Annotated in this window: 11 protein-coding genes and 2 pseudogenes; 11 read left to right on the top strand and 2 right to left on the bottom strand. The window is 39.8% G+C overall.

The genetic code is table 11. From position 1 onward, the window contains the following. Positions 1 to 162: 162 nt before the first annotated feature. The 6 genes from aroB to IPK31_02710 are packed head-to-tail and all read left to right on the top strand — an operon-like array spanning position 163 to position 4,631. The gene (aroB, locus tag IPK31_02735) at positions 163 to 1,182 is read left to right on the top strand and encodes a 3-dehydroquinate synthase (protein ID MBK8086962.1); all 1,020 of its coding nucleotides are present in this window, start codon (positions 163 to 165) and stop codon (positions 1,180 to 1,182) included. Positions 1,183 to 1,193: 11 nt separating this feature from the next. Next, positions 1,194 to 1,538: a hypothetical protein gene (locus IPK31_02730; GenBank protein ID MBK8086961.1), complete on the top strand. Its 345-nt coding sequence runs from the start codon at positions 1,194 to 1,196 to the stop codon at positions 1,536 to 1,538. Beyond that, positions 1,535 to 2,863 (top strand): 3-phosphoshikimate 1-carboxyvinyltransferase, encoded by a 1,329-nt coding sequence (aroA, locus tag IPK31_02725; GenBank protein ID MBK8086960.1) that lies wholly within the window; start codon positions 1,535 to 1,537, stop codon positions 2,861 to 2,863. Before IPK31_02730 ends, aroA begins: the two co-directional genes overlap by 4 nt. A 15-nt stretch (positions 2,864 to 2,878) precedes the next feature. Beyond that, entirely contained in the window at positions 2,879 to 3,871 is a 993-nt protein-coding gene (locus IPK31_02720) for a chorismate synthase (protein ID MBK8086959.1), read from the top strand. A gap of 14 nt (positions 3,872 to 3,885) precedes the next feature. Further along, positions 3,886 to 4,329 carry a VOC family protein gene (locus IPK31_02715; protein MBK8086958.1) on the top strand — a complete coding sequence of 148 codons (444 nt, stop codon included), beginning with the start codon at positions 3,886 to 3,888 and terminating at the stop codon, positions 4,327 to 4,329. Positions 4,330 to 4,331: 2 nt separating this feature from the next. After that, positions 4,332 to 4,631: a DUF952 domain-containing protein gene (locus tag IPK31_02710; GenBank protein ID MBK8086957.1), complete on the top strand. Its 300-nt coding sequence runs from the start codon at positions 4,332 to 4,334 to the stop codon at positions 4,629 to 4,631. Here the strand turns inward: IPK31_02710 and IPK31_02705 are convergent. Continuing rightward, positions 4,624 to 5,640: a hypothetical protein gene (locus IPK31_02705; protein MBK8086956.1), complete on the bottom strand. Its 1,017-nt coding sequence runs from the start codon at positions 5,638 to 5,640 to the stop codon at positions 4,624 to 4,626. The genes IPK31_02710 and IPK31_02705 overlap by 8 nt on opposite strands. 134 nt (positions 5,641 to 5,774) lie before the next feature. On the opposite strand from IPK31_02705, the gene IPK31_02700 reads away from it, so the two are divergent. The 5 genes and pseudogenes from IPK31_02700 to IPK31_02680 all read left to right on the top strand — a co-directional run bounded on the left by IPK31_02700 (position 5,775) and on the right by IPK31_02680 (position 11,168). Beyond that, positions 5,775 to 7,424: a L,D-transpeptidase family protein gene (locus IPK31_02700; protein MBK8086955.1), complete on the top strand. Its 1,650-nt coding sequence runs from the start codon at positions 5,775 to 5,777 to the stop codon at positions 7,422 to 7,424. 6 nt (positions 7,425 to 7,430) lie between these two features. Beyond that, on the top strand, positions 7,431 to 7,850 hold the full coding sequence (locus IPK31_02695; protein ID MBK8086954.1) for a septal ring lytic transglycosylase RlpA family protein: 420 nt from the start codon (positions 7,431 to 7,433) through the stop codon (positions 7,848 to 7,850). 86 nt (positions 7,851 to 7,936) lie between these two features. Then, positions 7,937 to 9,274, top strand: coding sequence for an OmpA family protein (locus tag IPK31_02690; GenBank protein MBK8086953.1), 1,338 nt, complete (start codon positions 7,937 to 7,939; stop codon positions 9,272 to 9,274). A gap of 158 nt (positions 9,275 to 9,432) precedes the next feature. Beyond that, a pseudogene (gene trpS / locus IPK31_02685) lies at positions 9,433 to 10,438 on the top strand (tryptophan--tRNA ligase). Between the two features lie 93 nt (positions 10,439 to 10,531). Then, positions 10,532 to 11,168: pseudogene (locus tag IPK31_02680) on the top strand (deoxynucleoside kinase). An 82-nt stretch (positions 11,169 to 11,250) separates the two neighbouring features. Here the strand turns inward: IPK31_02680 and pckA are convergent. Beyond that, entirely contained in the window at positions 11,251 to 12,855 is a 1,605-nt protein-coding gene (gene pckA / locus IPK31_02675) for a phosphoenolpyruvate carboxykinase (ATP) (GenBank protein ID MBK8086952.1), read from the bottom strand. Positions 12,856 to 13,033: the final 178 nt, after the last annotated feature.

Below are 13,033 nucleotides of genomic sequence, written 5' to 3'. Positions count from 1 at the left end.
GCGGGACAGTGGTACTTTAGTAGACTTTAGTTCTTCCATGTTAACTGTAAAGTTTTGTTCAGCATATTGACTTTGATGAAATGCTGAATTACAACTGCAACATATAAATACAAAAGCCCGGCCTCCCTCTCTACCGGAGAGGGAAGGAGGGAGAGGCCAAAAATGAAAAAATTTACATATAAATTTTCAACTGCATCAGTTGATTATTATTTAAACGGAAGTATTACACAGTTAAAAGATGTCGTTGATAAAACGCATACGATCATCATTACTGATGAAAATGTTTTTAATGCACATACTAAACGCTTTAAAGGTTGGAACACCATTGTTTTAAAAGCTGGAGAAGAGTTTAAGATTCAGCCAACGGTTGATACAATTATTGAAGAGCTGATTGAAATGGGTGCCGACCGTAAATCAACTTTGGTTGGTGTTGGCGGCGGTGTAATTACTGATCTCACAGGTTATGTTGCATCGGTATACATGCGTGGAATTAAGTTTGGGTTTATTCCAACGACTGTTCTTGCAATGGTTGATGCAAGTATTGGAGGAAAGAATGGAATTGATGTAGGAGTGTATAAAAACATGGTGGGCATTATCCGTCAGCCTTCGTTTATTCTGCATGATATGGCTTTCCTGAAAACACTTCCGCAAAGTGAATGGGAAAATGGGTTTGCTGAAATTATTAAACATGCCTGTATTAAAGATGCAGCGATGTTCAAACTGCTGGAAGCAAATTCATTAAAAAACTACCAGAGTAAAAAGAACCTGGTTGCAGAATTGATCAAACGCAATGCCCTGATTAAAACCAAAGTGGTGCAGCAGGATGAATTTGAAAGCGGCGACAGAAAACTATTGAACTTTGGTCATACCTTAGGACATGCTATTGAGAATATGTATGAGTTGTCACATGGTCAGGCCATTTCTATCGGGATGACTTATGCCTGTCATATTTCTGAACAGCTCAACGGCTTTAAACAAACAGAAAAGGTAACTGACTTATTGAGCAAATATGGATTACCAACTTATGCTGAGTTTGATAAAACAAAAGCATTTGACATTCTGCAAAAAGATAAAAAGAAAGTGAAGAGTGAAATGAATTATGTGTTGCTGGAAAAGATTGGAAAGGGCGTTGTGAAGAGTATTCCGATGACAGATTTAAAGAAGATAATTACAAGTTTATAACAGTGAATACAATAGTTCTATTTCGGCCGGTTGGGAAGCAGGAATTAGATTTAATTGAAGAGTCAGGGTGGAGGAAGTTCCCTCCCCGATTACCTGAGCAGCCAATTTTCTATCCTGTAATGGATGAAGAGTATGCCATTCAAATTAATGTTGAATGGAATGTTCCTGCATATGGGGCTGGCTTTGTGACAATGTTTCATGTAAATGCGGAGTATTTAAAAAAGTTTGAAGTACAAAATGTAGGAGGAGAAATTCATAATGAATTGTGGGTCCCCGCAGAAGAGTTAGATGAGTTCAATAATCATATTGTAGGGCTAATTGAAGTAACAAAGAAGTATTACAAAGAAGAGAAATGAAAGTAATCATTCAACCATCAATATTATCCGGAAGCATTCAAACGAATGCTTCCAAAAGCTCTATGCAACGTGCCTGTGCTGCTGCATTGCTGGCAGGGGGAATAAGTGTAATTAAAAATCCCGGCAACAGTAATGATGATAAAGCAGCACTGGATATTATTCAGAAGCTGGGAGCAGTGATTGAAACAAACGGCAATGAACTCACCATTACCAGTAATGGTGTAAAGCCCATTGGCAGTGAAATTAACTGCGGAGAATCTGGACTCAGTATCCGCATGTTTACACCCTTGGTTGCGTTAAGCATTCATGCAATTACTGTTAATGGTACAGGGAGTCTTACAACAAGACCGATGGATTTTTTTGATGAGATATTGCCACAGCTCGATATCAAAGTGAAAAGCAATGGGGGTAAACTTCCTTTGAGTATCCAGGGTCCAATCGTTACAAAAAATATTGAAATAGACGGATCACTCAGCTCACAGTTTTTAACGGGTTTGTTAATGGCATATTCAGCGGCCTCCCCAAACCCCTCCAAAGGAGGGGCTTCAGAGTCTGATGATTCAATCGTCACAATAAAAGTCAACAACCTGAAAAGTAAACCATACATTGATTTAACATTGAATGTAATGAAGCAATTTGGTTTGCTTCTTCCTGAGAATAAAAATTACCAGGAGTTTGTTTTCAATTATGCTGCTGATACTCCCGGCTCATCACCCGATAGCTATCGGGTCACGACTCATCATTACACGGTAGAAGGCGATTGGAGCGGCGCTGCCTTTTTATTGGTTGCTGGAGCAATTGCGGGAAATATAACAGTAAAAGGGTTGGATGTATTTTCAACACAGGCAGATAAAGTTGTACTGCAGGCATTGATGGATTGCGGTTGTATACTTTCTGTTCAGCCTGATCAGATTGAAATTGGTCCGGCACCGTTAAAAGCTTTTCATTTCAATGCAACTGAATGTCCCGATCTGTTTCCACCCTTGGTGGCACTCGCTGCAAACTGCAATGGCAAATCAGTGATTGAAGGAACCAAACGTTTAGTGCATAAGGAAAGTAACCGTGCTGTTACCTTACAGGAAGAATTTGAAAAAATGGGAGTACAGATTGATCTGCAGGATGATCTCATGATTATTCATGGAGGAAGCGGAATAAAATCTGCAACAGTTCATTCACGACATGATCATCGTATTGCCATGGCCTGTGCTGTTGCAGCATTAAAAGCAAATGGACCTGTGCAGATTGGAAAAGCAGATGCCGTCAATAAGTCCTATCCTGATTTTTATGAGCATCTGAAGTTACTTGGAGCAAACGTATCTTTATAACATAAACAAAGAACATTGAATTCATTCGGAAAATTATTTCGTGTATCCATCTTTGGCGAATCGCATGGCGAATGTGTGGGCATTACCATTGATGGTTGTCCGGCAGGTTTGGCGTTAACTGAAGATGATTTACTTCCCGATCTTGAAAGAAGAAAAGGCGGAAAGCAAAAAGGAACTACACCAAGACAGGAAGCAGATTATCCCATTTTTAAAAGTGGAATTTTCAATGGAAAGACGACGGGATTTCCGATTACCATCCTGTTTGAAAATAATAATACACGCAGCGAAGATTATCAAAAGCAGAGAAGCATTCCCCGCCCCGGCCATGCTGATTTTACAGCTCATGAAAAATTTGGTGGGAATGAAGATTACAGAGGTGGAGGACATTTCAGTGCAAGATTGACAACAGGATTAGTTGCAGCTGGTGCCATTGCAAAGAAATTAATGCAGAATATAGCTATAGATGCTGAGGTAATAGAAATAGGTGGTGAAAAAGATTTGGAGAAAGGATTGCAGAATGCCATTGAGGCAAAAGATTCAGTAGGTGGTTTGGTTGAATGTAAAGTCAATGGATTGCCTGTTGGTTTGGGTGAACCTTATTTTGATTCAGTTGAATCTGCATTGGCGCATATCATCTTTGCAATTCCTGCTGTGCGTGGTATTGAATTCGGAACCGGTTTTGCCGCAGCCAAAATGTTTGGCAGTGAACACAACGATGCGATTGAAGACATGCATGGTAAAACAACAACCAATCATGCAGGTGGAGTTGTAGGTGGTATCAGCAATGGAAATGAACTGGTGTTTCGCTTAGCCATTAAACCAACATCCTCTACTCCAAAAGAACAAAAAAGTTTGAACTGGGATACACAGGAAGTGGAAAGTTTTTCTATTAAGGGCCGTCATGATCTTTGTGTCGCATTAAGAGCACCAGTAATTGTGGAAGCTGCTGCTGCTATTGTACTGGCTGATCTGATGATGCAGGAACAGCGTATTAAAAGAGTATTGTAATTATTATCATCCATATGTTTCAACGATTAACGATTCTGCTGCTTGCTGTATTTTTTTCGGCTCAGTCTTTTGCACAAGCCGAAGCAAAGATTGAAGTGGTGAAACACAATCATGTTGCTTTACAGGTAAAAGATATTGCCGCCAGTACAAAATTTTATAAAGAAGTATTGGGATTAGAACCTGTACCTGTTCCCGATTCATTGAAAGCAATCCGCTCCTGGTTTAAACTGGGAACTGATCAGCAGATTCATTTACTGGCAGGAAGAACAGTGCCTGTTAACAATGACCGCAATGGCAGTCATTTTGCGTTATTTGTACAATCGATCAAAGCTGCTGAACTATATTTGCAAAGCCATCAGATGAGCTTTCACAAACAGGTTCGTTTTGATGGCGCTGTTCAGATCTATCTTGCCGATCCGGATGGTTACTTAATTGAACTCAACGAAATTAAACGTTAACGATGCCCATTATTTATCATGTTACAACTGCTGCCGAATGGAGCGCAGCCAAAGCAAATGGTTTTTATGAAACGCCTTCTTTAAAAGCTGAAGGATTTATTCATTGCTCACAGGAAAACCAGGTGGCTGGTGTACTGGAAAGATATTTCTCCGGCAAAACAGATGTTGTGAAGCTGGTGATTGACACAGATAAACTTACCAGCCGTTTTGTATTTGAATGGAGCCCTTCAACCGAAGATACTTTTCCGCATGTGTATGGAGTCATTAACCTGGAAGCAGTAATTGATGTAGTTGCTATTTAGCAGGTATATAGTCTTCATATACTCTTTCACCGAAATAACTAAAGTATTTCCTCCTGTCAAACTTTGTGCTGGATAAAATGCTGTAAATAAAACCATTTTTCTCTACCTGCACTGTATGATAAATCAATCCTGTTGGATTTTGCTTCAGATGAATTTGAATTCTTCCCTTTAAAGCAGAGTGATGAATGAATGTGGTATCAGTTGTACTGTTGAATGAAAACGTTTGTGACAAATCTCTTTGTAACAACCTGCTTCTGTACCATGTACCTCCAGTTGGGCTTACAAGCGGTTTCCCATTATAGATCACAACACTGTCGTTATAAGCAAGTACAACAAGATTATTTTTTCTGTCTTCCTGCAGCCAGTCGGTAAGTTTTTTTTGATGACGTTCAGTTTCATAGCCATAGTCACTGTCGAGAAATGCAATCCTGTCAACTGAAGAAGGAATTGTTTCTACTGCATCGAGATAACCAAAAATAAAACTTCCTCCACCGCTATGTCCGTTTAGTATAATATGCGGATGATATGATTGGAAAAAGGAGCTAATGCTGTCAACAATCTGTTGAATGATCCTGTTAGCATCAGGATAAGTTTTTTTCCAGGCGGGCCAGCTTTTTTGTTGAGTCATGAGATAAATAACAACGTAATTATTTCTCTTATCTGCTGAACGGATAAATCTTGTTTGTGCTGCGATATGCTGAATATCAAAATGCCAGTCGTCACCAGCATTCATTTTTTTTCCTTTGGTCCATTCAATTGTATTACCGTTGGGCAGGGCATAAAAGATAAGATAGGTCTTTCCACTTTTTCTGAACTGCAGGGGAGCGTTGATTTCTATGGTAACATCTTTTGGCTGATTATTGATTTGCAATACCTGTTCATCAAAACTGCCTGTTGATACAAACCCGGCTAAGGATGACTGTTCAGACCTGCCTTTTTTCGGTGGCTGTGCTCCCACAGACTGGGCGAGCAGCAAAAAAAAGATACCAACACCTGTTGCAATTTGCAACCTATTCCTTACTTTGACTATCTGAAAAACATCCATTGCTGCTGATCTATTGGTGATGGTGTAATAAATGTAATCAATACATGAGGTCCCGTCAAAATCTATCCCCCGAAGTTTTATTTATACTGCTGTTTATAATGGTTGTTTATGCCTGTAATAACAGCCAGCCGGAAAACAAACCGGATATTGTTGCTGAACCTGAACAGATGAATGAACGTGTGGTGAGAAATATTCAGGAAATACTTGAGTATTCTGTTTCCAATGAGGGGAGGTTGAATGACAGTATTACATTTTCACTGGTGAATGCGGTGAATAATTATTATAAAGTCAATAACTATCAAAGCATCTGGAGCAGCAAAGAGAACTGGCTGCCCATTGCTGATTCATTACTGAATTTCATTGAGCACTCAAAGGAGTATGGTTTGTTTCCGGAAGATTACCATTCTGAATACCTGCAGATGATCTACAAACGTATTGCAGCAGATACATTGTCAACAGGTGATAAAAGAGATGCAGCACTCTGGTCAAAAGCTGACCTGATGCTGACAGATGCTTTTTTCCGCATCAGTTCCCACTTATACGTTGGCAGGTTGAAAAGCGACAGCATTTACAAAAGGACTGATTCAACACTTACAGATAGTTTTTATCATAAAAACATCAATACAGCATTAGGCGCTCATGCTGTAAATGAAGTGTTTCACTCACTTGAACCATTGCACCGGGGATATGTTGATTTACGGAAAGCATTGAAAGAGTTTTTAGACAGTGCCGATTTTAAAATTCCCACTACCTATGTTTCCTATCCATATAAAGATTCTGTAACATTTATAAAAACATTAGTGAAGCGTTTGAAAGAAGAGAGTGCCATTCCATGGCAAACAAAAGAAGTTGATACAGCACAATTAAAGGCAGCCATCATACAGGTACAAAAAAAGAGAGGGTTGAAAGTGGATGGGAAATACGGAGTACAGCTCGTTCGTTCACTCAACAGTACAGATGCAGAAAAGTTTAAACGCATTGCCATTAATCTTGACCGTTATAAGTTAATGCCATACCCAATGCCAAACAAGTATATCTGGGTGAATCTTCCTGGTTATTACCTGCAGTTGTGGGATAATGATACGGTTAAAATTGAAAGCAGGGTGGTAGTTGGTAAGCCCAATACAAGAACACCATTGCTTACCAGCCAGATCAGTGATATGGTTACCTATCCTCAATGGACGATTCCCAACAGCATTATCCTGAAAGAAATACTGCCGGCTTTAAAACGTAATCCCGGTTACCTGGCAAAAAAAGGCTACATGCTTACTACTTGGGAAGGTGAAGAAGTGGATCCTTATACTGTTGATTGGGACAAATACAAAAAAGGAATCCCTTTTCGTGTGGTGCAGGGCAGTGGCGATGCAAATGCATTGGGAATTTTGAAATTTAATTTCCCCAATAAATATTCTGTTTACCTGCACGATACCAATCAGCGTTACCTGTTTAAAAATGAGAACAGGGCACTCAGCCATGGATGTGTAAGGGTACAGGAATGGGAAAAGCTTACCTATTACATTTCTGCACTTGACAGTATTAATTATGAGTCGTCTGCAAGTCAGTCTGTAGGAGATTCGATTAAAGTATGGTTAAACCGCAAGGAAAAACACGTTGTTCCGGTAAAATCAAAAATCCCGGTTTATTTCCGTTATTTTACAGCTGCCGGGAAGAATGGGAAGGTTGTTTTTTACGATGATATCTACGGCGAAGATAAAGCAGCCCGTGAAGCTTATTTTTTAACCAAATAATGTTTGATGATCAGATTGCTGCCATTCTTTTTTTGCGCATTTTTATTTCTGGGATCAGCTGTTTTTGCTCAGGATTCAACTAAGAATTCAAAAAAAACCAGCAACGGTAAGGCAAAGATTCAATATGGAGTTGCCAGTTTCTATTCCAATAAATTTAACGGAAGGAAAACCTCAAACGGTGAAATTTTCAATCAGCAGAAACTTACTGCTGCACATAACTCCCTTCCAATGGGTACTTATGTTAGGGTTACAAATCTGAAAAATGGCAAATCAGTTGTTGTGAAAATAAATGACCGGCTGCATCATCGGAATAAGCGGATTATTGATTTAACAAGGGCTGCGGCACAAAAGCTTGGTTTTATTAAAAGCGGGCTTACCAGGGTAAAACTGGAAGTATTGGGTAAAAAGCCCCCGGCAAAAAAATAATCGAAGAGCAATGGAGTAATGTGCATAATTAATTTCATGTTTACGGCACCTACCTTTATTTTTGCACTTTCCAAAACAATTCTTATATGAAACAATTGTTCCTTTTGTTATTTGCCGTTAACTGCCTGTTTGCAGTAAACGGACAAAATAACAATCTTAAAAAGCTCCCTTCTTTAGGTATTCATTTTTCAGGGATCGATTTTAAAACTGCTCAGGATTTAAGAACTAAAAATCTTGCTTCTCTCATACGCCAAAAGCAATGGAGCAAAATTGACCGATTAAACCCAGCAATTACTGTAAGTTACATGCAGGGTATCAGCAATAATCTTGATTTAATGACCCGTTTAACCGGTGCTTTTGTTGCGTATCCTTCCAGGAATACAACTAATATCAATTACAATCAAACCTTTTATCTTGAAGCTGATGCAAACATTAATTTAAAACTGCTGCCTGACAACTATTGGGTGGTTCCTTATCTGCAGGCTGGTATTGGTATTTCAAAAGAAAGATCGAACTGGATGGCCTACATGCCTTTTGGCGCCGGAATTCAGGTGAACCTCCTGGATGCTGCATTTATCCATCTCAATACCGGATACAGAGCACCAGTTACTTCAAAAGCGAACTACAGTTTGTTCCATTCAATCGGAATCAGTGCTCCAATAGTTGAACGGAAAAAAGTAGTGCCACCTCCACCACCTCCGGCACCGGAACCACCGAAAGACAGAGATGGTGATGGAGTGCTGGATGAAAATGATGCTTGCCCCGATGCGGCAGGTTTAGCAGCTTTGAAAGGTTGCCCTGATGCGGATAAAGATGGTATTGCAGATAAAGATGATAAATGCGCCAATGTATTTGGATTAGCCCGTTATGCAGGGTGTCCTGTTCCTGATACAGATAAAGATGGTATCAACGATGAGGAGGATAAATGTCCTTCTGTAGCTGGTGTGGCCCGCTATGCAGGTTGCCCTATTCCTGATACTGACGGTGATGGTGTAAACGATGAAGAAGATAAATGCCCTTCAGTTCCGGGTATTGCATCAAATGCAGGTTGTCCTGAAATTAAAGCAGAAGTAATTACGAAAGTTGCATTTGCAGCAAAGAACGTATTCTTCAATACAGGCAGCTATCAGTTACAGAAAAAATCGTATGCTCCATTGAATGAGGTAGCTAAGATTTTAAAAGATAATCCAAGTCTTCAATTAGATGTAGAAGGTCATACTGATAACTCAGGTGATGCTGCTAAAAACCAAACCTTATCTGAAAACCGTGCTGCGGCTGTAAAAGCTTATTTAGTTGCACAGGGTGTTGAAGGTTCCCGTTTAACATCTGCTGGTTTCGGTTCAGATCGTCCGTTGGCTGATAACAAAACTGCTGCCGGTAAAGCAAAGAACCGCAGGGTTGAATTGAAACTGAGAAGCTATTAATTAGTATTACTTATTTGTTCGATATAAAAATCCCCTTGCCAGCAAGGGGATTTTTTATATCAATACATTTCTTACCGGGAATGAAAATGCAGGGTTTCTGCATACAAAACTCTCATTATCTTCGCCGCCTTACCGGTTTGGTTGAAAAGAAAAAAGTTATGAGTACAAAGCGAGAAATTGTCATGAGTGGTATCCGCCCCACAGGTTACCTGCACCTGGGAAATGATTTCGGTGCCATGCAGAAGTACGTAAAGATGCAGGATCAATATGAATGTTATTTCATGGTGGCCGATTGGCATTCATTAACCACTCATCCGGATACAAAGGAGCTGAAAGAAAATGTAAAAAGAGTTTTTGCAGAAAATATCGCCTGCGGATTGGATCCTGATAAAGTTGCCCTTTATTGTCAGAGCCATGTGCCGCAAACGGCAGAATTATATTTATATCTCAACATGCTTGCTTATAAAGGAGAGTTGGAAAAAACGACAACCTTTAAAGACAAAGTGAGAGCACATCCGGATAATGTGAATGCAGGCTTACTTACTTACCCTGTATTAATGGCGGCTGATATTCTTCTGTTTCGTGCAAGTTATGTTCCTGTAGGAAAAGACCAGGAACAGCACCTGGAAATGGCCCGCAATTTTGCCAACCGTTTCAATCACCGCTATAGTGAAGTTTTCCCTGAACCGGCTGCTTTTAATTTTGGCGGTGAGCTTGTAAAAGTGCCCAGCCTTGATGGAACAGGGAAGATGAGCAAGAGTGAAAACCAGAATGCAACTATTTACCTTGCTGATACAGATGAAGTGATTAAAAAGAAAGTGATGAAGGCAAAAAACTGACCAGGGGCCAACTGAACCCAATTCTGTTAAGCCCGATTATATTGAGAATCTTTTTCAATTGATGCGGTTGATGAGCAGCCCCGATACCGTGAAGAAATTTGAGGATGATTTCAACAGCTGTAATATCCGTTACGGCGATTTGAAAAAACAGCTCGGTGAGGATATTGCAAAGTTTGTGGCACCCATCCGTGAAAGGGCCGCAGGTATTCAAAACGATGGAGTATATCTGCAAGATATAATGCTGAAAGGTGCTGAAAAAGCAAGGATCAGTGCGCAAAAAACAATCGAAGTTGTGAGGCAGGCAATGGGGCTCAATTATTTTTAAAAAACCACCCATCCAACCCCCAAAATCCAAAAAGAAGTTTTACTTTGAACGTCCGTCTATTTTGGATATGGGACATTGGAATTTATCAGATTTATGGCAAAAAGTAAAAAACCAAAACATGTGGCAATTGCCGGAAATATTGGCGCCGGTAAAACAACGCTGACCGAAATGCTGGCCAAGCATTACAAATGGATTCCCCAGTTTGAAGATGTGGATCATAATCCTTACCTCAATGATTTTTATGAGGATATGCCCCGCTGGAGTTTTAACCTGCAGATCTATTTTTTAAACAACCGGCTCAATCAGGTTTTAGATATTCAACGTGGAACTGAAACGGTGATTCAGGACAGAACTATTTTTGAAGATGCTAATATTTTTGCTCCTAATCTGCACGATATGGGTTTAATGGGGGAAGCGTGATTTTGATAATTACTTCTCCTTTTTCTCTACACTTAAAACAATGGTATCTCCTCCCGATCTGCTGATTTACCTCAAGGCTTCGGTGCCAACTTTAGTAGCGCAGATTCAGAAGCGTGGAAGGGAATATGAAGAAAATATTCGCTTAGATTACCTGAAAAAACTAAATGAATATTACAACAAGTGGATTGAAACCTACAAAGAGGGTGGCTTGCTCATTATTGATGTAGATCAGAACAAGTTTGCTGAAAATGAAGAACATTTTGGTGAAATCATTAACAAGATCGACTCGCAATTGTATGGATTGTTTTAACTCAAGCTCTTTTCAATAAAAAGTAACCCCCGCTAAGAGTAGCGGGGGTTTTTTGTTCTTAGCAAACAATCGATTACGACCACTATACTTTCGGCGCTGCAGCTAAAATTTCTTCGCCACTGCCGGAAGCATATTTTTTAAAATTAGTTACAAACTGTTCAGCTAAAGACTTTGCTTTTGCGTCATAAGCTGCTTTATCGGTCCATGTATTTTTTGGATTCAGTAATTCTGCCGGTACTCCTTCACAACTGGTCGGTATGGCAAAATTGAAAATCGGCATGTTTTCAAATTCAACATCTTTCAATTTTCCATTGAGTGCAGCACAAATCAATGCACGGGTATAAGAAAGTTTTATCCGCTGCCCAACACCATAACTTCCTCCTGTCCATCCGGTATTAATCAGCCATACATTCACTTTCTGTTCATTCATTTTTCTGCCCAGCATCTCTGCATATTTTGCAGGATGTAATGGAAGAAATGGCGCACCAAAACAAGCACTGAATGTTGATTTAGGTTCTGTAACTCCCGCCTCAGTTCCTGCAACTCTTGCAGTATATCCACTGATGAACTGGTACATTGCCTGGCCTTCTGTAAGCTTTGCAATAGGAGGTAAAATACCGGTAGCATCACAGGTAAGGAAGAAGATGTTTTTCGGTAAGCCTGCAACGGCCGGTTCTAATGCATTACTGATATAATGCAGCGGGTAACTTACTCTTGTATTTTCAGTAATGGTCTTATCGCTGAAATCAATTGTATTAGTTCCTTTTAGAAAGCCAATGTTTTCTACCAATGCACCGGGTCTGATGGCCTGAAAAATTTCCGGTTCTTTTTCTTCACTTAAATCAATACACTTGGCATAACAGCCTCCTTCAAAATTAAATACAGAATCTTCATCCCATCCATGCTCATCATCACCAATTAATTTACGGTTAGGGTCCGCACTGAGTGTTGTTTTTCCTGTTCCACTCAAACCAAAGAATACCGCCACATCATTCTTCTTACCGACATTGGCACTGCAATGCATACTAAGTACATGTTTGTTTTGAGGAAGAATATAATTGAGAACTGTAAAAATTCCTTTCTTCATTTCACCGGTATAACCACTCCCGCCAATTAAAATCATTTTGTGGGTGAAACTCACAATGGCGAAGTTGCCATTACGTACACCATCAGTAGCAGGATCAGCAAAGAAATTTGGTGCCTGTATAATATGCCATTCGGGCTCAAAACTTTCCAGTTCATCATCTGCCGGGCGGAGAAATAAATTGTAAGCAAATAAATTACTCCATGGATTTTCATTGATGACACGAATGTTGAGCCTGTATTTTTCATCAGCACAGGCATAAGAATCTCGTACCCAGATTTCTTCTTTGGTACCGAGATAATCCATCATCTTCTTATACAGGATATGAAAATACTTTTCATCAATGGGCTGGTTAAAATCGTTCCAGTGAACAGTATCTTTTGTAATGGCATCTTCAACAATGAACTTGTCTTTAGGCGACCTTCCGGTAAACTTTCCCGTATTGATGCAAAGTGCACCGGAGTTATTATAAACTCCCTGACCACGTGCAACCGTTTGGGCACACAATTCCTCGGGGTTCAGTTGATAATGAATGTTGTCGGATAATTTTAAGCCGAGCTTTACTAATTTCTGCCCGGGAAAAAAGATGGTAGGTATGGACATGGCTATCGTTTGGGTTTGTTGACTGCGCCAAAAGTAAAGTCTCTGTAAGAACAAAACAAATCCCGAAACCGTTTGTGATTAGATGGTTTTCCGTGATTCGCTAATAGTATTAGAATATGTTCAGGAAGTAGCTTCAAATAGGAGTAATTATTAAGAAATCTCAAAAGGCAGGTAGATG

The sequence above is a fragment of the Chitinophagaceae bacterium genome (genome assembly GCA_016713085.1).
GTDB lineage: Bacteria > Bacteroidota > Bacteroidia > Chitinophagales > Chitinophagaceae > Lacibacter.
The sequence above is the reverse complement of the archived record's forward strand: the minus strand, read 5'-3'. Positions and strand labels throughout refer to the sequence as shown.